Here is a 23,582-nt window from a genome sequence, read left to right on the forward strand (position 1 = left end):
ATTGTTCAAGTGATTTAATAGTATTCCCATTCTTGTACTTTTCTATGCGAAGCATTTAATATAACTCTTGTATTAACGACACTAGTGTCGTTAATACTCTATATCTTGGGGTATTAACGACGTTGGTGTCGTTAATACCCCTTATATATTCAATCCTAATCACTTCCAACAATTCATATCTTATCTAACGGACTTTCAATCTTACTGATACTCTTTTTACTAACATGTGTATAAACTTCTGTGGTTCTAGAACTCTTATGCCCAAGCAACTCTTGAATATAGCGAAGGTCTGTCCCCCTTTCTAATAAATGTGTAGCAAAAGAGTGTCTTAAATCATGAACAGATACTTTCTTCTTTATCTCTGCCTTAGAACAAGCCTTCTTAAAAATTCTTTGCACAGTTCTTATTGTCAAATGAGTATTTGACTTAGCTCCAGGAAATAACCATTTTTTAGGCTTGTACAATTTATAATATTTCCTAACTTGCTCTAAAGCAAGTTGTGAAAGAGTAGTATACCTATCCTTCTTCCCCTTTCCTTGCCTAACTTTAATTAACATTCTATCACTATCAATATCTTCACATTTTAATTTAATGACCTCGCCTACTCTTAGACCAGCAGAATAAACCAAATATAAGATTGTTTTATGCTTTTCATTATTCAGTGATTTTAATATTCTAATTACCTCTTTCTCACTCAGCACTTTAGGTAACTTTTTCTCTTTTTTAGGTCTAGGTAAATCAACTATAATATTATCTTTCTTAAGTACCTTTATAATCAAAAATTTTATAGCACTCACAGCTTGATTAACAAAAGAATGAGAGAGTTCCCGTTCATTTAACAAATATAATAGATATCTTTTTATATCTTCTGCTCTAACCTTTTTAAGACTCTTGTCAATAAAATTAGTAAATTGTTTAATATGACTTAAATATACACTCTCAGTTTTTTTACCATATCCTTTTAATTCTAGATATTCTATAAACTTTTCAATTATAACTTCATTTTCACTAAAATATTGAAAATTTAAGACAACCTTTTCATCTATAAATATCTCTTTTATCTTCTTTATATTATCTAATGAATAAGGAACTCTCCAAACCTTATTTTCCCCATCCCACCTCCGTCCTCTCACTTGTCTTATTCTTTCTACCCTTTTCTCAGAATACTTAAAACTAACTATTAGATAATCTCCATCTTTATTTAATACTATAGACATAAATTAGCTCCTTTCACAATTTAAATCTCCTTTTATAAAATTTATAACCAATTCATGTCTTTTATATGCATCAAAAGAATTATATACCATTGTATTACTACTATATTTGCTAAAATCCTGCAAATTACTTCTAAAAGTTCTAGAAAATATCCGTAACTGAAACAATCATAGTTAATTACTATTAATTTATCTTTAATAATCTATGTAACAATGCTCAGTAGTAATTAAAAAAGCCGAGGCACTCACCCCGACTCTCTCGCTTCTAATATTCTTTTAACTGTCAACTGTCAACCGTCTTACTCCACCCCCCGATAAAAATGACCAGTAGTATATCCCTTCTTCTTAAACCTAAAGCTCAACTCACTCAAATCCACATCCTCACCCTGTAACTTAGCTTGATAAGCTTTAATTATCTCAAGCACCTCATCCTTCTCCTCCAAAATAAAGTCCAGACGATAGCTTTGACAACCAGCTAAACTAATCTCAGCTAGATAATCTATTAGATATAGTGGCTGACTATTGTAAATAATCGTCGTGCAGCTACTACGGTCAGCCTCGATTGGAGCTACCATCCCCTTCCGGTCTAAGAGACCATAGCTCCTATTGCTACACTCACCTTGACACTTTTTATCAAAAGAGAAATCATTCTTCACACTCCCAATTGGACAATACTCAGTTATCATCATCGGTAAGTGTCCATAGACGATCAGCTCTTTGTCAATATTATTATACTTGGCTATCTCTTTAATCTCCTGTAGATTCAGCTCTGGCGAAAGGACTAAGCTCTGATAACCTTCTTCCTGCCAATGCTTAACAGTATAAGAATTGAAGGTATTTAGTGGATAGTCAGCAATTAATAGCTTTTCACTATCTGTTAACAGCTCCGCTACTCCCAATTGTGGGACTAGATAACCACTAACCTCTGACTGCTCTAACTCTTCAATCTCTTTTTTGACCCTCTTCATCTCTGCTGAACGGGAGATTTGAGGTAACTTCACAAACAACTGGCTCTGATAACCTTTAAACTTATCAATTATCTTCTCTATCTGCAAGCCTCGACTATCACAATAGACCCTATCTACTCCTAACTCTAAGACCTCTTCGATATAATCTAGGGATTTTAGATATACAGCTAAGTCCTTCTTATCTCCAAGCTTCGAACTCTCTAAGCTCAAAGTCTCATCTTTGATTCTATCATTCCTAGGAGTCTCGATAAACTGCTGACTCCGCTGATAATCTAACTTCTCTACTCCATCACGGCGTAACTCATTGATTTTAGAAATAGGAATGAAGAGATTATCATCAATATCCAACTCTAGGCTTTCTAATTCATAAGGTGTATTTCCCAGCTTACTTAATTGTTCCTCAAAATCATCATCACTAATTGCCCGCTTTTGAGCCTCTTCAGGAATAAAATCACTTTGAGCCGAGACATAATGACCTGCTGAATCCCATAGGCTTATTTCCATCGGTCTACCTAGCTTAGCTGATACTTGTCCAAAAATCTCAACCTTCTTGATAGTATCAGGCAATACATAACTCTCTTGTAATCTTTCCAACAACTCCTTCTGTGAAGTCCGATAAACTGGATTACCTTCTTTGATTTTTCCTCTAATCTCCACAGAGATAATATCCTTGCTAATTTGCTGATAATCTGAAAGTACCATCCCTGTATTTTTACCACCATCAACCCAGACCTCAATTCCATCACCTTCACTAAGGTTTTTAGATAATTTAATTTTACATTCCTTAGTCTGTTGATTATAAGCAAGCACCTCTCCTACCTTGACACCCCAGTTCTTAGGACGTTGATGGCTGATTAAATCTAAATTATCCTTACCTAAATAATAGCCAGGAATAAAGCCACCACGGTTGAAGATTTGCTCTATCTCTTCTTGATCTTTAGTTAAGACTTGATAAGCTCGCTTTTCAAAGTATCCATCAATATACTTCCGATATTTTTCTGTTACCAAAGCAGTATATTCTGGTCGCTTCATCCTGCCCTCAATCTTAAAAGAAGTAATCCCTGCCTCAATCAACTCAGGTATAATCTCCAAGGTATTGATATCCTTAGGGCTAAGTAGATACTTCTTCTCATGCTCCTTCTTAACCACCTCTCCATTCTCTAAATCTACCAGACTATACGGAAGACGGCAAGGCTGGGCACAACGACCACGATTACCACTTCGTCCTCCAATTAAACTACTCATCAGACATTGTCCTGAATAAGAGATACACAAAGCTCCATGCACAAAGGCTTCTATCTCTAAATTAGTATTCTTGGCTATCTCCTTAACCTCAGCAATTGACAACTCTCTAGCCATCACCGCCCGCGAGAAACCTAACTCTTCTAGATACTTTGCACCCTCTACATTATGTATAGTCATCTGAGTACTAGCATGAAGCTCTAAGTTAGGAAAGTTACCTTTCACTAACTTAGCAGTTCCTAGATCCTGTAGAATTACTCCATCTACTCCATACTGATAAATATTTTCGATAAACTCCAATACCCCCTTAACCTCACTATCCTTATAAAGAGTATTGACAGTCACATAAACCTCAACCCCACGAATATGGGCATAAGCAAAAACGTCTTTTAACTCATCTAGAGTAAAATTATCAGCACTCTTGCGAGCATTAAAGCTCTTACCTCCCAAATAAACAGCATCGCACCCATTCTGTACTGCTGCATATAGACTATTCCAATTCCCCACTGGTGATAATAACTCTATTTGATTTAATCTATAATCATACATTTATATTAATACCCCCATAATTTAAATTAATATTTAATCTTCTAATTAATTTTATTGCTTGTGACTCGTTACCCGTCACTTATTTTATATTATCCCACTTTTGATTGCAATTAAATTCTCTATTATGTATGACTCATTACATTAATCCACTTTAAAATATATGATAATATTATTGAAAGATAATTAAAATTATAAATCTGCTGATTTAAAGGGGTGATAACTATGGGGTTAGAGATGAAGCTTAAAAATTGTAAGAAATGCAACCATATCTTTGTTAATAATGGACAGAGTCTATGTCCTGACTGTATAGAAGAAGAGAGAGAAAACTTCCAAAAGATAAGAGATTATCTCTGGGATAATCCAGGCTCAAATATCAAGGATATACACCATGAGACAGAAGTTTCACTAAAGATAATTAGACAATTTCTTAGAGAAGGGCGATTTAATTCCATCTAATCTTAACTTTAGCAATATTTAAGAAGTTAGCCTATAACTACAAAGAAGATAATCACCTATTAGCTCGAATTAATATAGTAAAGAATTGTATTGGTATTAGAACTGATACAATTTAGATATATTACGATAATTTAGGGTTTTAACTAAATAGGTGGGCAGGTTCCCTAACTACCTAACCATCAACTAAAAAGTGTCCCAATAATCCCATTGAAAGATAATAAATTATATTTTTGGAATTTATTTTTAGTATGACAGCTTACATTAATTTATCTAAGAGTATATTATAATTTAATTAAGAATTAGTCAACTAACCTATACACAATTAGATTTATTAAATTAAGGAGGAGATAGATATGACAAAGAAAAGATCATTTCTTTTAATCGCATTATTAGCATTATCTTTAGCAATCACAGGATGTAGTGATGGAGATAGTAGCACTACCCTTAGTGGTGGAAGTGGTGAATTAGCCTTATCCTTAGCTGATGCACCTGTCAACAATGTAGCAAAAGTCAATGTAACCCTTTCTGAAGTACAAGTCAGCCGTTTAGATGATGGTCAAGAGGTCTGGGAAACAATCAACGATTTTTCTGACAATGGTGGCGAAGCAACCTTTGATCTATTGACATTACGCTTTGACCAAGAATTATTAGGACAAGAAATGTTAGTAGCTGGACACTATAATCAAATTAGATTGATTCTTGCTTCTCAAAATTCAGAGGTTGTCTTTAAAGATGATACAGTTCGTACTTTGACTATTCCAAGTGGAACTCAAACTGGTTTAAAGATTAATCATGACTTTACTATTGAAGATGGGAAGATCACTAGATTATTATTAGATGCTGATGTAAGTAAGATTATGCATAGCGCAGGAAATAGTGGTAAGATAATCTTAAGACCTACTGCTATCAAGATTATAGACCAAGTTATCTCTGGTGATATCCAAGGAAGGGTAGTAGATACTACTGGTCAAGCTATTACTGGTTATGATGTTCTAATAGAGGCTTGGAATGGTGAAACAAAAGTTGCTTCAACAGTAGCTACTGCTGAAGCTATGGATACAAATAATGATGAAATTATTGATGAAAATGACAAACCAGCTGGTTCCTTCCTATTAAGAGGACTTGAAAAAGGAACTTATACTATTACAGCTAAAGTAGTTACTGGAGAAGACTTAAACCAAGATGGAAATCCCGATGAAGTCTTAAATACTAATAATGAAGCAATGTATCAACAAACTAATAATATTACTGTTGATGTAATCGCAGAACAAGTCACCCCACTACCAGAAAATATCATCTTAGAAGAAGTAACTGTTGATACAACAACTACTAATGAGTAATAGAATCAAAAAAGTTATATGACATCTATTTTAAAAACCCATATTTATAAACGAAGCTAGGAGGAATAATTCCTCCTAGCTTTTTAAAATTATTAATAAACTCTGTATTAATAAATAAGTAGAGTGAGTTAGGATACTTTAGAATAAGATCACCATTTATTCACTTTAGCAATTCATTCTTGATAAATCATTAAATATAATAAAATAAAACGATAGTTATTATAGCCAAAATAGATATGAATACAAAACTATATAAGATTAATCCTTGACTATTAGTAGATTTATATGAGCTCTGCTTAGCAATCTCTTTAGCCCTAAGCTTTGGTACTGCTAATTTTAATTCTGATTCCGACTCAACAATCAACCTACCTTTGATATCCTCTCCTAAATCTAGCAGTAAGTAATATATCTTCTTCTTATCATCAAAATAAATCTCTTCTATTCTTACCTCTAATTTATCTTGATCAACAATCATATCAGATAACTTTTCAGAAAAATTACGATAATCAAGCTCAGATAACCTAACTAAAATTATATCACCTTTCTCCAATTCTCCTATTCTCTTTCCATGAACAGCAGATATCTGAGGAAGGCAATCAATTATAATTTCACCTTCATCCACTTCCTCATCTTGATTATCATCATAAAATAAATGAGGATACCTCTCCTTTAACTCCTCATAATCCTTTAATTCCATAAATAAAGATGTTTCTACATGTTCTTTTACTATATCCCCTAACCGAGCTTTAAATCTATCATTAATCTCCTCAATCTCATCTGCTCCAAAGAGATTAATAAATTCTATAATATCCTCTTCTGCCAGCTGCTCCTTAAGCTTAGCCCGAATCATTCTTCCTTTCTTCTTCTCCTCTTCAGAAGTTTTGGATATAATTCTTAAAAACCCCTTATTGTCAGTTGGCACATATAAAATATCATCTCTATTACTAACTGTAGCTTCAAAGTTTATCAACTTCCTACTTTCTACACCTATGATTACAATAAATAGTACATGTACCTTACTCTTCCCACCATAAGAGACCCTACCTTGAAGATGAATATAATCCTTTTCAATTTTATCAGTATCCCCTTCTGATAATCTATCTAAGCCGCTCTCGCTCCCCTCTACAGCAGCTATATCTTCTGATTCATCAAGAGAAACAAAATTGCTATCCCCCATACTCTACCTCCTTCTCATCACTCTCTAACTATTCTCATTATTTCTCCAAAAAATAATTTTTTCCTTCTTTTTAGAACTATTGTTTTTTCTGCAATTTCAGCTTATTAATACAATTATCATCAATCTGTAGTAATTATATTGATATTGAGAAACTATATCGAGTGTGATTTCAACATTATACTAGTTCATCCAATTTTAGAATGAAATTTAAATATGTACTTATATAGAGATAATGTGAGAGTTTTTAGAATTGAGAATGGAATATGTAAAAAATAGCCCTCAGATGAGGGCTATTTTTATTACTTAGCAAAGTAATGTTTTCCGATTTTTGTGATAATCTCTCTAGTATAAATCCAGTAAGATGTTACCTTCGCTGGATTATAGTAAAAGACTGCTCCTTTAGTTGGATCCCATCCTTTTAGAGCATCATAAACAGCATCCATCACCTTTGGGTCTGGTGTTAACCAGAATTGACCATCATGAACTGCTGTAAAGGCCCAAGGTTCAAAGATAACTCCTTTAATCGTATTTGGGAACCTTGGATCTGCTACTCTATTTAAGATAACAGATGCTACAGCAACCTGACCTTCATAGCTTTCACCTCTTGCTTCAGAGTAAACAGCTCTTGCTAATAGGTTTAACTCTTCTTTAGTTACATTAACTCTATACTTAGAATAATTATTAACAGTTGCCATATTCTTATACTCATTTCCATCCTTTAACTCATTAATAGTCTCATACCCAGCCATACCATCAATCCTAATTCTGTTATCCTTTTGGAAATTAATAACAGCTTTTTCGGTTATAGGACCAAAGTAACCAGTGGCTTCAACTGTGAAATAACCTTCCTTAGCCAATTCTTTCTGTAATGTCTTCACATCATTACCCCTAGCACCAAAGTGTAATAATCTATGACCTAAAGCCGCCGCTTCACCTACTGCCGTGAATATACCCATTGATAAGATCGCTAAAGCTAATACTATAGCAATATTCTTCTTCATTTTACTACACCTCCTGATTATTTTCTTTTTATAAATAGAACTAGATTATCATCATTGATCATTTTTTGTAATTTTCCAACGAACGAATATCATTATACCTAGAGAGATGTAGAATTTCAAAGGAACTTATTGTAAATTAATTGAATCAATTGGAAAACAGCGACTTATGATTTGAAGAATTGATATAATATATAGAAAGTGCGACACTTTCATTATTTTATAAATATTAATCTTTTTGTAGGGTCTGGTCGCGACCAGACCCTACTTTAAGACCTTTTAATTCTTCGTTATTCATTTAAAAAACTGTCGCAATATTCCCATTAACCCTCAACCTTTAATAACATAAACTATTTTAATAAAGAATAAGGATTAGCCCTAGAGCTAATCCTTATTCTTTATCTTCACTCTTCTGCCAAGCACCAACCAAAGAGGATACCCCTTGAATTAAGAAGATACCAGCAACCCAGTAATAGACAAATTGCGGGTATAATAAGATCAATATCCCTACAAATAAATACATCAGACCAGTAAAGATTAAACTGGCCCGTTCAGTCTTTCCAGTCTTTTCACTCACTTTATCCGCCACCTTTATAAAATTAGTATAACTTAATAAAGTATTCCAAATAATCGAAGTTACATTTGATTCTACAAGATTCTTTCTAACCTCTGACCAGAAATAAGGAAAGAAGATTATATTTAAAAATAGACCTATTAAAAATAGACTCAATAAATAGGTTAATCCTGAGTAGTAATTCCCCCAGGTCAACAGTAGTCCAATCTCATCCATAAAGAGTCCTAATCCCATCCCATAAATTATTGCGGCATGCCTTCTATTTAAGATTGATGAGCGAACTATAGCAATCCAACCTGCAATAGCAATTAATAGTATCCCAAAATAAAAATGATGGATATGATGACCAAATAAGATTATATTCCTTCCTATATAAAAAGTTGTATTAGGACTCAATCCCTCTTTGGCTACCTGAGCAAATTTACTCTCTGCAGAACCTGCAATTAATACCATCAATCTAATCAATAAAAAAGAGGCTAAATAAGAAATAGTAATTAAAAAGGGAATGGTTTTCTCCTCTTTTACACTAATTATTATCAACTCCCTTCCATTTCACCTTAACTTTGTAATAAAAACCCCTTCTCTTTTAACTTATCTTCAATCAATTCCAATACTTCTTTATTTAAAGCTTCAATAGTATGTAAGTGTACTCCTTCAGTCAAGGTTGATAGTGGTTTAACATCTTCTTTCTTATAATTTTGCATAAATTCCTCTAAATCCTTGCGGTTTTGTATCATTAATATCCCCTTAATTTCACCGTAAATAGAGTGTTCAACAACTACATCCTTTATTCTCCCCCCATATTTGATTATGGTCAACAACTCCTCTTCTATATCTTCAGGCTGATGCTTACAAGCCATCGTCTTTTCTACCATATTACTATCTTGAGAAACCATATATCCCCTTGCTGTAGCCAATATCTCTTCACCCTGTGCTCTTAATAATGCAATATCTTGAACAATTACTTGGCGACTTACCCCAAAGTCATCTGCCAAATCAGAACCGATTATCGGTCCACTTGCTTTCCTTAATTTATCTAAAAGCATCCTTCTTCTATCTGCTGCAGACATACTCATCACTCCCAAACTACAAATTATTTAGCTTAAAGCCCTCTTTATAGTATCTATTTCATTATAAATACTAAAAATCCTGCTAAAAAAAGCTGGCATCACGCCAGCTTAATAATCATTCTCTTGCGAAACTTGCACATTTTGTTCCTTCAGCATACCTACTAAATTCTCCATTATCATCACAAGTAACTAGAATTTCTTCTAAACTACATATTTTTTTAGCATTATAGGCACAGCTCTCTACATTACATTTAATCTTTGCCATAATAACACCTCTGTTCTTATTTTAAAATTTTAAAAGCAAGAGCTGAAGCTCTTGCCTCTATCTTTTTAGAAAAGATTATAAACTATCAGGCCTTGACTCTTTAGTGTCTTTGATTTAGGATAAATTTTATTGATTCTTTTTTGATTTCTCTAAATCTTCCTCTAAATCAAAGTCATCAGGATTTAATTCTTCAGTGTCTTTAACTTGGGATAAAGTTCCTTGATTTTTATTAAGCTTTTCTAACTCTTCTGGTGAATCAAAATCATCAGGATTTATCTCTTCTGTATCCTCTATTGAAAATACCTCTGCTTCTTGCTTATCTTCAATATCTTCTAATTGTTTATTATTTTTATCTTTAGGACCTTTAACCATTTTGCTCCCTCCTTTAATTATATATTATTATTAATCTACCACAACTTTAAATAAATTATATCCATTAATCTTTGGAAAATACTAAGTATTAATTAATGACCATTGGCAATTAGTACCTATCTAACAGAAAGATATAGATTCCCATCGGTTTCTAAAACTGCTAACATAACATCTTTAAAGCCCTTAATGCCTCTTTTCTCTAATTCTTTTAATAACCATGTCTCATCTAAATTAACATCAGCCAATCCATTCTGATTAACCTCTCCATCAGTTATCAATAAGGTAGGAACACCTTCATAGTCAGTACTTATCCCTAAGTCATCAGGAGTTAAACCCCTATGCTGAGATTTAGGAATTACTGTTAAATCTCCAGAGGTCTCCAAAATTGCAAACTCCACATCTGATGGATTAAAGATACTATTTTCATGAAGTTGCATTAGAAGATCATGGATACTATAGCGGGATTTTCTCATCTCCTGCTCATCAATCTTACCATTTCTAATTAGGATACTAGGTGTTCCATTAATTAATCTTCTGATGATACTACTCTTTAGAGATAAATAGGATACGATTAATTCAATTGAAGCCAAGGTAAGCAGTGGAACGATTGCATCAATTAACTTAGTGTTTCTCTCTTCTATTACAATTACCCCTAGTTCTGCTATCATTAGTGATACTACCAAATCAAAAGGGGTTAATTCTCCAACCTCTCTTTTCCCCATCAACCTCAAGGCACCTAAGGTTAAAAAATATATAAAGGTTGTTCTTAGTAATAAACTAAGCATCTCTTCCCCCCTTAGATAAAATAATATAATAATTCCTCTCTTCTAATATTATTATCAGCAAATAATCTCATTTTATGAATAGAAATTTCTGCAATTAGAACTTATTCTAAAATATAAAATAATACTAGGGGTTTTGTGTTTTAGACAAAATAATCCAATTAATAGATATTCAGACACTTTTTAAGTTGATAATTTAGAATTAATAAATAAATTAACATCATTTACTGTGAGATTTAATTAGCAGAATGCATAATACTAATAAAACTTTACTGTATATAGAACTATATTTAGGCTATAATAATAAAGTCAAAGTTATAACTATCTTTCAGCCTCTCTTATCTTTATTACATCTAATCCTTAGAAAGAGATAAATAAAAAAATACAGATATTAGCCAAGGAGGGAATATTAACAATATGGAAGGGAACTACGGAAATAGAAATGAAGAAAACTTTCAAATTAAAGCAGATGCTGAAATTTCTCCAGGGCATCTGATGATTAAATTCAATGATCCTCAATTTTCCGAACAGGACCTTCGTTTTTTTGGAGTAAATAAAGAAGGTGCTCCAGTCAGTGGAGCAGGTGTTCAAGCTGAACAGATTAATAACCACTATACCGATGAGACCACTGCCTTATTTAATATCAGTGATTTAGTACAGACTGGTCAATTTAGTGATGAGACTGTAGAAGGTGTTATCACTGCTAGCGGTCATGAGATAGGTCGCCATAAGATCGAAACTCCTCCTTCTATTTATGTAGGATAACACTGAAAACAAGTAGAGATGGATAACAAGTGATAAGTACAAGAACAAAATTATTTTCACCTTTTATTCATCTCTTATTACTAGTTTTTTTCAAAATAAATCAGATGTTGCTCATCCCAAGAGGTTAATCCCAAGATATATCCCTCATAATTAATAAAGGGCAACTTCAACTCCAAGCCTTTTTCCTTTCTAGTTAGATACTTATTCCAGGTATATTTTCTAGCAAAGATTATATCCTTAAGAATTAGATAATTATCTCTCTTTTCATCAACAGCATCTAGCAACACAGTGTTTCTCTCATTTGTTATCAACCTTTGATAAAGCTCTTCCAAACTCAAGTATGCATCTTCCTTCTTCAATATCTCCTTAACCCTTTCTGCTATATACTCTCCTACTATCTCTTTTAATAGCTTATGACTATAATATCTATATCCAACTTGATTCTTTTGAGCATAATCCCTTCTTAAGAGAACTAAGGTTTGATATTCACAACCTAACTGCTGAGAAATCTGCTCTAAACTATACTCTTGCTGATAGTGTAATCTAAGTAAATCTTTTGGTGTTATAACTTTACTCAAAGCAACTGCCAAACTAGACCTATTAGCAATTACTTGATTGTAATCTCCACTCTCTATCTTAACTAGGTATTTCTCTTCTAGCCTTCCATACTCACCTTCTCTCAATTTATTAGAGATTAACTCTATCTCTTCTAGATTTAAGTTATAGATATCATAAACTAGATAATCTAAGATTGATTGTAAATCTCTCAGAGCCGATTCTTTTTTAGCTAAATTTTCAATAAACTCTAAATAACCTTGATATAACTCCTCTTTATTACTATAATCCGCTTTCTCTAAATAAGATACGAAGGATAAAGTTTTAATCTCTTCCTTTAAAGCCCTAATCTGCCTTACCAAGCAATCAATCTCTTCTAAATGTCTATCAACCTTTATCTTCAATTGTAAGACAGTATTAGGATAATAATCGTATAATTCATAACTCATCTTCTTAGCAAAGCTCTTAAAATAAAAATTATACACTTTAGAATTTAGCAGACCTACCAAAAACTCTAAGGTCAACTTAGCTTTAAACTCTTCTTTTAATAGCAACAAATAAACATCAGCACTACAATAATTACCACCATCATCAATAGCAAAGCGATTCTTAGCAGCCTTATAAGGGTAGACTATCTTTCTATTATCAAATATTCCTTGGCTTCTGCCCCATTGTAATTGATACCACTCTTTTAAACCCCTCCTACACTCCCGTCTCTTACTAAGCCGCTTTTTAAACTGCCTTAAATAAGCAATCGCGTGTGGAAAATCCTCAGAAGAACTTATCAAATCACTATAGATTAAATCCTTGTCTCCTTCTTTTATTGAGTAAAGACCAATATGACGGTTCTTAATCCAAGGTCGTAATAACTCATGCTCTATCGCTTCTGCTCTAGCCTTATCCTTTGATAGCACAAAGGCTTTATCATACCCAGTAATAATCCCTTGAAAACTCTTACAGATATCCCCTAAAGTATATCCCCCTTGCTCTTCAAGCTTATTACAAATTAACTGCTCTTCTTTCGATAAAAGTCTCCAGCCCTCAAAATTCAATTCTGACTGTTTAATAATAAATCTCTGATAATACTCTTGCTTTACTTGATTAGATATCTCTTCGATTATATCTTTGCCTTTGAAGTTCTGTGCTTTATTATTAAGCCTAATAACTTCTAGCATATCATCATTTTTAGCTTGAAGAGATAGTTTAATAATAATAGAATCTACAATAGCACTATCAAAAAGTTGGAGACCATAGAAATCTAAGATAAATAAGAGATTAACCGCTTTTTGAAGATAAGCTCTTAACTTCTCTCCAGTAGGTGACTCTAAGAAATAACGAGAAGTTATCATCATTAACTCTCCATCCTTACTAAGAGACTTTACCCCCTTCTCTAAAAAACAATAAGAGAGATCGGCCTTGTCAGCATAAACTGAATAATTATCCTTCAACCATTCTTTATACTCTCTCTTAAGTTCTTTATGACCTACATAAGGTGGATTCCCAATGATAAGATCAAATTTATCCTTAAATTCTTCCCTTAAAAAATCTCCAGCGGCAATATTTATATTTCTTACAGGTAAATGACTATCAACTCCCTTAAAGAGTAAAGAGACTATAGTCAATTGTACCGCAAAACTATCTAAATCAATACCGTATAGGTTATTCTCTAAAATATGCTGATGTATCTTATTTACACTCCAATTTTTTTTAGGGTAAAGCTCCTTTAGCTTCTCCAAATTACTGCTATACTTATCATATAAGATATCATAAGCCTCTAGTAAAAAATAACCGCTCCCACAAGAAGGATCCAATACTTTCAGATAAGGATTTTTAATAATATCATAATTATCTAAGGTATTTTTTAAGATAAAGGTAATAATACTCTCAGGGGTATAAACCTGACCAGTCTTTCTTTTAGACATATGTGATACTAAATGTTGATAGACCTCTCCTAAGAGCTTAGTGTTTAAATCTCCAAAGTTATATTTATTTAAAATTCCAGCTACACTATCAATCATCTGCTTATTGCGACTTAATAGCTCCCATTTAGAATCAAAATCAAAGGCTCCAGTAAAGTTATCAAAAACTACCTTAGAGATGGTCTTTAAAGAGTAATCTGCTAAATCAAACTCCCTAATCAAGTTCTTAGCTTGAATAAACTTTAAGATTAATAGCTTAATAATAGATAAGTAGGTTACTTTAATACAGAAATCATTATTCCAATCTCTTCTCTCCTGCTTAGTTTCAACTTTATCTGCCCTCTGATATTGATCAATAATCTTCTCAAATTCTTTATTCTTTAATCTATCTTTGAACTCTTGTTGATAATCTACTAATAATATATTATAAATTTTATCTATATCCTCAAATAATGCCTGTCTATTCATAGTTAAACACCTCATTAAGATTCATTTCTTTAAATTATAGCTTGATTTATAATTATTAGTGCCTATTCTATTTTTACAATGCATATAAACACTGATAAGAATCTCATAATAGAAATAGAAAAGCGTTGGAAAATTCCAACGCTTTTCTTAACTAAATTAAATCCATTTAATCAAACCTATCTCATGCTTATTAGCTAATTTATCTGGATTTGGAACAACCCTAAAGGTATAATTATACTCTCCAGTCTCTTCAAATTTAATCTTAACACTATAAGTATAATTATTATCTTCTCCTATCGGCTTTAACTCCATAGGTACCACCTTAGAAGAATTTTGATTCTGCTTATCAACTAAATAGACCTCTACCCTTACATCTTCAGGTATCAAATCACCTAGCTTGACTTGAGCAGTTAGTTCAAGCTCATCGGTAATATTAAATTTACCTTGAACACCTTCATTAGCAGAATTAATCTCTATCTTATCCCAATTACTCTTTAAGATATACTTCCATTTCGCTAAATCAATAGCTTCTTTATTATCTTCAAAGTCTATTCCCCGCTTAATAGCAGGGATATATAATCTCTTGGTATATTCTTGTACCATACGGTCGGTACTATATTTAGGGGCATTACTGGCTATAGTTTCTTTCATATATTCAATCCATCCATGGGCAATACCATTATCATCAGTATTATAATATAATGGTACAATCTCTTGCTCTAACGTATCATATAAGGACTTACTATCGATTAAATCTTGCTCTTCACGATTACTATATTCAGACTTATAACCAATTCCCCAACCATTTTTACCATTATAACCTTCACACCACCATCCATCTAAAACACTAAAGTTCAAACCACCATTAGCAGCTACCTTCTGTCCACTGGTTCCACTCGCCTCTAGAGGTCTTCTTGGATTGTTTAACCAAACATCTACACCTTGAACTAAGTATCGTGCTAAGTTCATATCATAGTTTTCCAAAATAATAAACTTTCCTTTAAATTCTTCACTTTCAGAGATATTGTGTAGCTCTTTAATCAACTCTTGACCAGGAATATCAGCTGGATGGGCCTTTCCTGCAAAGACAAACTGAACCTCTTTGCCATGGTTATTACAGATCTCTTTTAGTCTTTTTAAATCTTTTAAGATTAAAGTTGCCCGCTTATAAGTTGCAAATCTACGAGCAAATCCAATAGTTAAGGTATCTTTATCTAATAGACCTTCATCCAGTTCAGCTAAACCACTATATCTCTTTTTTCTAGCTAAATCCTTCTGGCGAGCAAAGTCTATCATCCTAGATTTTAATGCTCTATGAACTTCCCAAAACTCCTGATTAGGAATCTCCTTAACCTTTGCCCATACTTGCTTATCTTCAATCCTGTCCCGCCAATTTGCTGGAAGATACTTGTCAAATAACTCCTTCAACTCTGGAGCTAACCAAGTCAAAGTATGAACCCCATTGGTAATATAAGTAATTGGATTCTCATCGACAGGCACAGACGGCCATAAATCCTTCCACATATTACTAGATACATCCCCGTGTAAAGCACTCACTCCATTATGGAAACGGGATAATCTTAGAGCTAATACAGTCAATCCAAACCCTTCATCATACTCATGAATCATTCCTAATCTCATAAACTCTTCTCTGCTTAGCCCTACTTCTTGCCAGTAATTAGAGAAATACTTATCCTTTAAAGCAAAAGTAAATACTTCATTACCTGCAGGAACAGGTGTATGAGTAGTAAAGACAGTATTAGCAGCAACCTTCTCCATAGCTTGATAGAAGTCCATATCATTGTCTTTGATTAAATTTCTAATCCTTTCTAAACCTAGATAAACAGAATGACCTTCATTCATATGCCAAACCGCTGGCTTATATCCCATCTTATATAAAGCTCTAGTTCCTCCAATACCTAAAAGAATTTCTTGGGAGATTCTAGTTTCAGAACCTCCACCATATAACCTAGAAGTCAGCTTTCTATCACCTTCAGTATTAGCTTCTAAATCAGTGTCTAATAAATAAACACTGATCCTTCCAACCTTTACTTCCCAAACTTTAAAGTAAACATCTCTCTGTTCTAATTTAATGGAGAGAATTAAGTCATCTCCAGAATCATCTTTAACTGGATTTGCTGCTAATAAATCAAAGTCTAGCTCTGGATAGACTGCCTTCTGCCATCCTTCATTATTGATTTTTTGTTGGAAGTATCCATTACGATAAAGCAAACCTACTCCAACAAAGGGTAATCCCAAATCACTGGCAGATTTACAATGATCCCCAGCAAGAACCCCTAACCCTCCCGAATAAATTGGTAGGGACTCATGAAACCCAAACTCAGCAGAAAAATAAGCAATTACTCGTCCTTCTGCTAATTGATCAAAATTACGATTAAACCAAGTATCTTGACGATTTAAATAATTATCAAAGGATTCTATGACTTTGTTATAGTCTGTTAAAAAGTTGTCATCTTCAGCAATTTTTTGCAAAGTTTTATAACTTATTTTAGAGATAAACTTTACAGGATTTTTATTGACCTTTTTCCATAATTTAAAATCAATCCTTCTAAATAAGTCTTCTGCTTGTGGATTCCAACACCACCATAAATTTTTAGAGATACGTTCTAAACCTTCAATCTCTGCTGGTAATTCTGGTTTAACTGATAAACTACCATAGAATTGCATCCATACCACCTCTAACTGTTATATTTGCTATACCTATTAAAATTTATTAGGCTAGCTAGATATTACGATATCTTCACCTTTTCCTTCTATCCTAGGTTGATGTCTTCTACTATAGACTTTATAATCAATATCTGGGAATATATTGTCTTTCCATTCGGTTTCACCTAAGAAATCTTCATTTATATTACCCGATTTTATTTGATTATATAAGTCTAAAAATCTACTAATATGAGCTTTTGTTCTATTAACAGCATATTCAACAGTGGTTCCAGTCATCATAATAAATGCCCAGTCACTACTTTGAGCTAATAACAGCTCTCTAGCAGCCTGATTTAATGCCCTTCTTGTCAAATCATCTGGATAATGAATCTCTGTTGCCAACTCAATCATCTTCTCTGCAGCATGGTGTAGATGGCGATAAATCCAGTCATTGCTATCATCTAGCCAGACATCATTGTATCCTTTAGCACCCCAGCTACACATTGGTGGTTGGCAGACTTGATTACTTGGATACTCCTCTAAATAATCTATTGGGGATATCATCTTAACTACATCTTGATCATAATAAGCCTTTCTGATTAAGAAGTTAATAAAATCTGGTCCTTCATACCACCAATGTCCAAATAGTTCGGCATCATATGGTGATAAGATAATAGGCTTTCTGTCCATTAATTCATCTAAATACTCAATCTGCTTAGTTCTGTTAAATAAGAAATTACCTGCATGATCGGCAGCTTTATCCCTTGCTGCATATGGGTCATAAGGCTGTTTAGCATCTAAGCCACACTCTGATCCAGTAATCTTATGATACTTAATTCCTGTATCCATTCTAATTCCATCAGGATGAATATATGGTCCTATATAATCTAAAGGTAATTCAAATCCAATATCACGATAGAATTCTCTATAATTATAATCTCCTGGATAACCTATCTTAGAACTCCAAACTTGACGAGAAGACTCTTGATCTCGTGCAAAAGCAGCAACTCCCGAACGAGTATAGATAGACGAAAAGACTCCATATTTAGGGCGAGGTGTAGCATGTAATACCCCATGAGTATCTACAATAAAGAATCTAATCTTAAATTCTTTTAAAACCTTATCTACACCTGGATAATAAGCACACTCTGGTAACCAGATTCCTCTAGGTTCTCTTCCTAAATGCTTCTTATGAGTCTCTACTGCTACTTCAATCTGTGCTCTTACTGCTTCAGGATATTGTTGCATCAATGGTAAGTAACCATGAGTAGCACCACAAGTAATAATCTCTAAATATCCTAAATCTTGAAACTTCTTAAAAGCATTGACCAAATTCTTATTATATCTATGTACAAAGGTCTCTCTAGCCTTTTCAAATCTCTCTAAGTAAAATCTTGCCGTCTTATTAAAATCAGGATTATCTTTAGTACGCTCCACCTCTTTTTGAGCTAATTCAATCGATTTATCAATATGTCTAACATAACGGTCTTGTAATAGTGGATCTGCTAACATAGAGATCAATGGTGGAGTTAAGGACATAGTAAGCCTATACTCTACCCCATCGCGATCCAAATCCTCAAAATGATTGATTAATGGTATGTATGTCTCTGTAATGGCTTCATAAAGCCAGTTCTCTTCCATAAAGTCTTCATGCTCTGGATGTCGCACAAATGGTAAATGTGCATGTAATACTAATGATAAATACCCTTTTTCCGCTGCCATAGTCATCACTCCTAAATAATTTAATAAAATATATAAATTTAACTTATAAAAACACCTTACTGTTTACGTAATTATACAGAAAGATATTTTATCCTCCCTTTGACTTAATATAAATCAAAATCAAGTAATACAATTTCAAAAATTAGAACTTATAAATATAATCATCTATATAATCTTAAGCTAATCTACCATTATAAGGTTTATATGTATGTGATTAATCTAGGTAATAAAAAATAAATTGATTTATTTTTATGCTTTGTATTAGTTTAAATTTAATATAGAGAGTAATAATGAACAAATTTTTGACACATTAGTAACAAGTGACAAGTAATGGTTAAAGACTTAAAAATCTGTTATCATCACTGGTCACTTCATTACTTGTTACTCTCTTAATTTCAACAAATTTTCTACTAACACAAAACATTTTTTACTAATATAAATACAATAAAGTTAGTCTTTTATAAGAGTAAAATTATCATTACAATCCAATCTCTACCAAAGTTATATATATTACCTTCCTAATACCTTTAATATCTCAGCTGACCCCTTGAGTAATTCCGCTGACCCTTCTAATTCTCCTAAATTAAATAGCTCTAAAGAGCTTATCCTCTCTTCCAAACTATATAAATCCAACTCTAACTCTTCACTGATTTTTCTCAACTCTTTTTTAATTAATTCTGCAGAACTAAGACCTTCTTGCCCCCTTGCTAGAACACCAGATAATAGATAAATTATATCCATAGTCTCCTTAACTGTCATCCATTCTTCATCTAATAGATCACTGATCTTATTAGTAGGCATACTAACTCGATTAGATTCAAGAACAGTATGTATGTTTCCAAATTTGTCCAACACACCTAACTTTACCTCATAAGTATTTGCTGGTGTTAAATCATTTAAGTACCAGCTATCATTATCAGAAGTGATATTAATATCATAATAGACATTATAATTATCACCTAGACTAAGATTATAAACCCTCAAAACCAAAGGAGAATCTCCTAAGCCTTTATAGCCAGCCTGATGGCAAATCTCATCAATCTTATCCATATTATACTCCCAATATAAATGGGCAGTTTTTGGATTTTTAACCTGTAACACCAACTTATTCTCTTTATAGCTATCAGGAATTTGATATTGATTAACATTATCTTGATTTGGCTCATTATCAGCCATTTTCTTCTGAGCTAGCTCACTTGTTTGCGGGCTACTTAACACCTCCTTATTGTTTAATTGATTTAAGTTAACTTCTTGCATCTTAGACATACTAAACCCCTCCTCTAAAACTTATAGTTATAAATTATAAACATCAGTGAACTCCATAAAATAATAAAGATTAAAGCTCAATTATGGGTTTCCCTGAAGATAAATAGCAAAATCAATCTACACTATATTATAATATTAGTAAGTTAATAGCCCCTTTAACTGACCAAACAACTTACTGCCTATTCCTTTTACCTTCTTTAACTCATCCAAATTTTCAAAAGTCCCCTCTTTAATTCTATAATTAACAATCCTCTCTGCTAAAGAAGGCCCAACACCTTTTAAATTAGTTAGAATATCTTTACTAGCAAGATTGAGATTAACCTTTTGAGCTAGATCATCAACTTGAGAATTTAAATCCATATTTAACTTGAGAACTTTTGTTTCTAATTCTTTATTTTTATTCACTTCTTCTTGATCTATACCTAAAAGTTTACAATATAATTGAATATACTCACAAGCAGAGTTATTCCAACTAAAATCAGATTCCATAGCCTTTTTCACTAACTCATTCCACAATTCTGGCTGATGATAAAAGCTAATAGCTCTACGAAGGGTATATAACATATCATGGGCATTATAATTTCTAAAGGTAAATCCATTTCCTTCTTCTGTTACTTCATTATAAGAGCTGATAGTGTCATTCAATCCACCAGTCTCCCTAACAACAGGTATAGTACCATATCTTAAGCTAAACAACTGTCCTAAACCACAGGGCTCATATTTAGAAGGCATTAAGAAGATATCACTTCCAGCATAAATTTTTTGTGCCAAATTACTATCATATCTAATATTTGCTGAAACTTTATTAGGATAACGCCATCCTACCTCCTTGAACATCTCTTCATAAACATATTCTCCAGTTCCTAAGATAATTAACTGTATATTCTCTTGTAGTAGTTCATCAATAACAGCAGCAATCAAATCCAACCCTTTCTGCTCAACCAATCTAGAGATTAAACTAATAACTGGAACATCCTCTCTGATAGGTAAACCCATATCTGCTTGTAGCCTTCTCTTATTTTCATACTTTCCTGATAGGTTATCTACACTGTACTTAGCATAGATTCTATCATCAGAAGTAGGATCGTTTTCCTGATGACTAATACCATTTACAATACCATATAAATCATCAGAGTTCATTCTTAAGACATAATCTAAACCTTCACCAAAATAAGGGGTTTGAATTTCAGCAGCATAGGTTTTACTGACTGTAGTAATAATATCAGACATCTCAATGGCCATCTTCATATAATTAATACAGTCATCATGGCAAACCACTCCCCAATCCCAATACTTAGAACTCAATGCTAAGGCATCATCAAGAACCTCTTTACCAAATACACCTTGATAACGCAAATTATGAATTGTATAAACTGTTCTAATATCTTTATAGAAATCATAGATTTGATAATTTTCTTTGAGCATAATACTCAAAGGACCAGTCTGCCAATCATTACAATGAATAATATCTGGTTGAAAGTTTATTTTTGGTAGCATCTCTAATACAGCACGGCAGAAATAAGCAAATTGAATATGCTTATCTTCATTATCATAAAGACTAGCCCGATTAAAGTAATTCTTATTATCTATAAAATAAGTAATTACTCCTTCTCTTTGCAAAGTATTTACTCCTACATAATTGTCTCTCCAACCAACTCTAGTTCTAAAGTGAAGTTGATGCTCTAAATTCTGGAGATACTTTTGAGGAATTTGACTGTATTGGGGCATAACTACCCTAATATCATGGCCTTCTTTTTTTATAGCTTGTGGTAATGATCCAGCTACATCAGCTAACCCACCAGTTTTGGCAAACGGTGCCACTTCAGAAGATACAAATAATATCTTTAATTTATTCTTCATTGTAATCCTCCTCCAATTAATAGATAGATTTTTATATCGAATAAAAGGAAACTATATTAAAATATATTCTCTTTATCCATAATTATGCAAAATTAAAATTTTAATACATATTCTTAATTTATTTTTTTGAAAATGTTCTAACGAAAAATAATCAATTTTTGCTTATTTATTAAATATATGATTACACTAGTTGTTGATATGTTTTATAAAAATAAATTTTATATTAAACAAAACTCTCAACGATATAGACACATAAATTTAATAGCTCCTATTAATTAATCCTTAATACAGGCATGTTAGTAGGTTATTATACAGTTTAAGTTCAAGATTAAATGGATTTTATCACAAAGTAGCCTATAAACCCCAAGTAAGTATAAGTAAAACATTATCTTAATGTTATATCGTTTGCTCAAACTCACCCTTAGCCTTAAACTTAATTGAAAATATCATAATATATCTATATAAAAAGAGATTAAAATTAGATTATTAAGTCACAAATATAATATTTAATTAAGACTGACCTGTTTTAGAGATATTAATTTAAGCATACAATTTAAATTATGACCAGAACACTAACCTTTTATTCCAATAACTATTCCCCTTAGTATAAACATTTCTTTAGCTTATCTCTTTTATAAAAAAATTCAAAACTATAAAGCAACCATCAACTTACATTTTATGTAAGTTGAATACATTTTAACATATAAATCAGAATTTTAAAAGCTTTTAATTACAGTTGATGAAAGGTTTTACATTCATTTAACATTATTGTAACTTTAAATGGTATTTTTATCTTTTACAAATATATTTTAACTATTCTTGAGATCTAGAAGGCTGTAAGAGAAAGTTAGATCATCATCTAAAATAAATCCATACAAATTCTTCAAATTATTAAATTTTCAAAAAATTTAATAGCAACTGTTTACATTAATCCTAAACTAGCATATAATATAAATAAGAAGAGAGTAATTAGTAGAATCGATTCTCTTTAAAGTACTGAGTAGCCGAGCAAGTTACCATAAAAAAACTTGTGAGGTGATATCTATGTACTATGAAAGCATTTATTTTGTCAAATCTAAAGAGCAAGACCTTCTTAGAGCTGAACGACAAGCTGAACTAGAACGCAAAGCAAAAAAACACCAAAATTAAGCAAAAGAAGTAGATTGGAATATTCCAATCTACTTCTTTTTTATGTGTATAAAAAATAAAAAAACTCTCTCCTTATTTGGAAACAGTTCTAATTTAGAGTTTTTTATTATGGTAGCGGCGGAGGGATTTGAACCCCCGACTCTACGGGTATGAACCGTATGCTCTAGCCAACTGAGCTACACCGCCATGTTTTGGCTAACAGCT

The 23,582-nt window shown here is 32.4% G+C and carries 17 protein-coding genes and 1 tRNA gene; 3 read left to right on the forward strand and 15 right to left on the reverse strand.

All coding sequences use genetic code 11. From position 1 onward, the window contains the following. Positions 1 to 173 precede the first annotated feature (173 nt). Together xerA and BX659_RS17465 are read right to left on the reverse strand one after the other, a co-directional pair. The gene (gene xerA, locus BX659_RS17460) at positions 174 to 1,217 is read right to left on the reverse strand and encodes a site-specific tyrosine recombinase/integron integrase (protein ID WP_097019514.1); all 1,044 of its coding nucleotides are present in this window, start codon (positions 1,215 to 1,217) and stop codon (positions 174 to 176) included. 296 nt (positions 1,218 to 1,513) lie between these two features. Continuing rightward, positions 1,514 to 3,973, reverse strand: a complete 2,460-nt coding sequence (locus BX659_RS17465) for a DUF3656 domain-containing U32 family peptidase (RefSeq protein WP_097019515.1) — start codon at positions 3,971 to 3,973, stop codon at positions 1,514 to 1,516. 222 nt (positions 3,974 to 4,195) lie between these two features. Here BX659_RS17465 and BX659_RS17470 point away from each other — a divergent pair, with 222 nt between their 5' ends. Together BX659_RS17470 and BX659_RS17475 are read left to right on the forward strand one after the other, a co-directional pair. Next, a complete protein-coding gene (locus BX659_RS17470; RefSeq protein ID WP_097019516.1) occupies positions 4,196 to 4,429 on the forward strand; it encodes a hypothetical protein in 234 nt (77 codons plus the stop codon). Positions 4,430 to 4,782: 353 nt separating this feature from the next. Then, complete coding sequence (locus BX659_RS17475) at positions 4,783 to 5,769, forward strand: DUF4382 domain-containing protein (RefSeq protein ID WP_097019517.1); 987 nt, start codon at positions 4,783 to 4,785, stop codon at positions 5,767 to 5,769. Positions 5,770 to 5,959: 190 nt separating this feature from the next. Here the strand turns inward: BX659_RS17475 and BX659_RS17480 are convergent, their stop codons facing one another. The 7 genes from BX659_RS17480 to BX659_RS17510 form a co-directional block, all read right to left on the reverse strand. Next, the gene (locus BX659_RS17480) at positions 5,960 to 6,946 is read right to left on the reverse strand and encodes a hypothetical protein (RefSeq protein ID WP_097019518.1); all 987 of its coding nucleotides are present in this window, start codon (positions 6,944 to 6,946) and stop codon (positions 5,960 to 5,962) included. Between the two features lie 299 nt (positions 6,947 to 7,245). Further along, entirely contained in the window at positions 7,246 to 7,947 is a 702-nt protein-coding gene (gene sleB / locus BX659_RS17485) for a spore cortex-lytic enzyme (RefSeq protein ID WP_097019519.1), read from the reverse strand. A 388-nt stretch (positions 7,948 to 8,335) separates the two neighbouring features. Continuing rightward, positions 8,336 to 9,058 carry a hypothetical protein gene (locus BX659_RS17490; protein ID WP_097019520.1) on the reverse strand — a complete coding sequence of 241 codons (723 nt, stop codon included), beginning with the start codon at positions 9,056 to 9,058 and terminating at the stop codon, positions 8,336 to 8,338. A gap of 17 nt (positions 9,059 to 9,075) precedes the next feature. Beyond that, a complete protein-coding gene (locus BX659_RS17495; protein ID WP_097019521.1) occupies positions 9,076 to 9,588 on the reverse strand; it encodes a transcription repressor NadR in 513 nt (170 codons plus the stop codon). Between the two features lie 115 nt (positions 9,589 to 9,703). Next, positions 9,704 to 9,853 (reverse strand): DUF1540 domain-containing protein, encoded by a 150-nt coding sequence (locus BX659_RS17500; protein ID WP_097019522.1) that lies wholly within the window; start codon positions 9,851 to 9,853, stop codon positions 9,704 to 9,706. A 126-nt stretch (positions 9,854 to 9,979) separates the two neighbouring features. After that, positions 9,980 to 10,225 (reverse strand): hypothetical protein, encoded by a 246-nt coding sequence (locus tag BX659_RS17505; RefSeq protein WP_097019523.1) that lies wholly within the window; start codon positions 10,223 to 10,225, stop codon positions 9,980 to 9,982. A gap of 116 nt (positions 10,226 to 10,341) precedes the next feature. After that, complete coding sequence (locus BX659_RS17510; RefSeq protein ID WP_097019524.1) at positions 10,342 to 11,010, reverse strand: DUF421 domain-containing protein; 669 nt, start codon at positions 11,008 to 11,010, stop codon at positions 10,342 to 10,344. Between the two features lie 414 nt (positions 11,011 to 11,424). On the opposite strand from BX659_RS17510, the gene BX659_RS17515 reads away from it, so the two are divergent. Then, a complete protein-coding gene (locus tag BX659_RS17515) occupies positions 11,425 to 11,772 on the forward strand; it encodes a hypothetical protein (protein ID WP_097019525.1) in 348 nt (115 codons plus the stop codon). An 80-nt stretch (positions 11,773 to 11,852) separates the two neighbouring features. Here BX659_RS17515 and BX659_RS17520 read toward each other — a convergent pair whose 3' ends face one another. The 6 genes from BX659_RS17520 to BX659_RS17545 all read right to left on the reverse strand — a co-directional run bounded on the left by BX659_RS17520 (position 11,853) and on the right by BX659_RS17545 (position 23,564). Continuing rightward, complete coding sequence (locus BX659_RS17520) at positions 11,853 to 14,714, reverse strand: Eco57I restriction-modification methylase domain-containing protein (RefSeq protein ID WP_172432009.1); 2,862 nt, start codon at positions 14,712 to 14,714, stop codon at positions 11,853 to 11,855. Between the two features lie 156 nt (positions 14,715 to 14,870). After that, complete coding sequence (gene glgP, locus BX659_RS17525) at positions 14,871 to 17,402, reverse strand: alpha-glucan family phosphorylase (RefSeq protein ID WP_097019527.1); 2,532 nt, start codon at positions 17,400 to 17,402, stop codon at positions 14,871 to 14,873. A gap of 51 nt (positions 17,403 to 17,453) precedes the next feature. Beyond that, a complete protein-coding gene (locus tag BX659_RS17530; protein ID WP_097019528.1) occupies positions 17,454 to 19,103 on the reverse strand; it encodes a glycoside hydrolase family 57 protein in 1,650 nt (549 codons plus the stop codon). Positions 19,104 to 19,613: 510 nt separating this feature from the next. Further along, on the reverse strand, positions 19,614 to 20,369 hold the full coding sequence (locus BX659_RS17535; RefSeq protein WP_097019529.1) for a DUF4912 domain-containing protein: 756 nt from the start codon (positions 20,367 to 20,369) through the stop codon (positions 19,614 to 19,616). A gap of 135 nt (positions 20,370 to 20,504) precedes the next feature. Then, positions 20,505 to 22,229 carry a glycogen synthase GlgA gene (gene glgA / locus BX659_RS17540; RefSeq protein ID WP_097019530.1) on the reverse strand — a complete coding sequence of 575 codons (1,725 nt, stop codon included), beginning with the start codon at positions 22,227 to 22,229 and terminating at the stop codon, positions 20,505 to 20,507. Positions 22,230 to 23,487: 1,258 nt separating this feature from the next. Then, positions 23,488 to 23,564: transfer RNA gene (locus tag BX659_RS17545), tRNA-Met, on the reverse strand. Positions 23,565 to 23,582: the final 18 nt, after the last annotated feature.

Source organism: Orenia metallireducens, assembly GCF_003001995.1.
Taxonomy (GTDB): domain Bacteria; phylum Bacillota; class Halanaerobiia; order Halobacteroidales; family Halobacteroidaceae; genus Orenia; species Orenia metallireducens_B.

Bases quoted from the DNA above. Each gene is read 5' to 3' on its own strand.
- xerA (WP_097019514.1), bottom strand. From the start codon at position 1,217: ATGTCTATAGTATTAAATAAAGATGGAGATTATCTAATAGTTAGTTTT.
- BX659_RS17465 (WP_097019515.1), bottom strand. From the start codon at position 3,973: ATGTATGATTATAGATTAAATCAAATAGAGTTATTATCACCAGTGGGG.
- BX659_RS17470 (WP_097019516.1), top strand. From the start codon at position 4,196: ATGGGGTTAGAGATGAAGCTTAAAAATTGTAAGAAATGCAACCATATC.
- BX659_RS17475 (WP_097019517.1), top strand. From the start codon at position 4,783: ATGACAAAGAAAAGATCATTTCTTTTAATCGCATTATTAGCATTATCT.
- BX659_RS17480 (WP_097019518.1), bottom strand. From the start codon at position 6,946: ATGGGGGATAGCAATTTTGTTTCTCTTGATGAATCAGAAGATATAGCT.
- sleB (WP_097019519.1), bottom strand. From the start codon at position 7,947: ATGAAGAAGAATATTGCTATAGTATTAGCTTTAGCGATCTTATCAATG.
- BX659_RS17495 (WP_097019521.1), bottom strand. From the start codon at position 9,588: ATGTCTGCAGCAGATAGAAGAAGGATGCTTTTAGATAAATTAAGGAAA.
- BX659_RS17500 (WP_097019522.1), bottom strand. From the start codon at position 9,853: ATGGCAAAGATTAAATGTAATGTAGAGAGCTGTGCCTATAATGCTAAA.
- BX659_RS17505 (WP_097019523.1), bottom strand. From the start codon at position 10,225: ATGGTTAAAGGTCCTAAAGATAAAAATAATAAACAATTAGAAGATATT.
- BX659_RS17510 (WP_097019524.1), bottom strand. From the start codon at position 11,010: ATGCTTAGTTTATTACTAAGAACAACCTTTATATATTTTTTAACCTTA.
- BX659_RS17515 (WP_097019525.1), top strand. From the start codon at position 11,425: ATGGAAGGGAACTACGGAAATAGAAATGAAGAAAACTTTCAAATTAAA.
- BX659_RS17520 (WP_172432009.1), bottom strand. From the start codon at position 14,714: ATGAATAGACAGGCATTATTTGAGGATATAGATAAAATTTATAATATA.
- glgP (WP_097019527.1), bottom strand. From the start codon at position 17,402: ATGCAATTCTATGGTAGTTTATCAGTTAAACCAGAATTACCAGCAGAG.
- BX659_RS17530 (WP_097019528.1), bottom strand. From the start codon at position 19,103: ATGGCAGCGGAAAAAGGGTATTTATCATTAGTATTACATGCACATTTA.
- BX659_RS17535 (WP_097019529.1), bottom strand. From the start codon at position 20,369: ATGTCTAAGATGCAAGAAGTTAACTTAAATCAATTAAACAATAAGGAG.
- glgA (WP_097019530.1), bottom strand. From the start codon at position 22,229: ATGAAGAATAAATTAAAGATATTATTTGTATCTTCTGAAGTGGCACCG.